Origin of the sequence: Nocardia spongicola, from assembly GCF_047200775.1 — a bacterium.
Lineage (GTDB): Bacteria > Actinomycetota > Actinomycetes > Mycobacteriales > Mycobacteriaceae > Nocardia.
Genome location: NZ_JBJZOO010000082.1, coordinates 1 through 272 on the forward strand (window position 1 = coordinate 1; position 272 = coordinate 272).

A 272-nucleotide genomic window follows, 5' to 3' on the forward strand; every position below is an offset into this window, starting at 1 on the left:
AGAACTTGGCGGCAAGCCTGACACAGCCCCCCGGCGAGTGTGTCGAACGTCGGTCCGAGCCCGAGCCGCGCGCTGTATTCACCCAATGTGCCCAGCCCAGCGGCATTCGAGCCGAGCCACGGTGGAGCCAGCCCGACCAACTTGTCCACCTTCGCCGCCCCACCGAGCCGCTTGATGAAGTAATTACCGATGAAATTGCCTTGAGAGTGGCCGACGATATCGACCCGGGTGGCGCCGGTCGCGGCGAGGACCCGATCCACGAAAACGGCTAG

1 protein-coding gene is annotated in these 272 nt (G+C 64.7%); it reads right to left on the reverse strand.

Annotated features, from left to right (window positions below):
• Positions 1-272, reverse strand: a 272-nt coding sequence (locus tag ACL02S_RS24300) for an esterase/lipase family protein (protein WP_412804815.1), incomplete at both ends; no start/stop codon positions are given.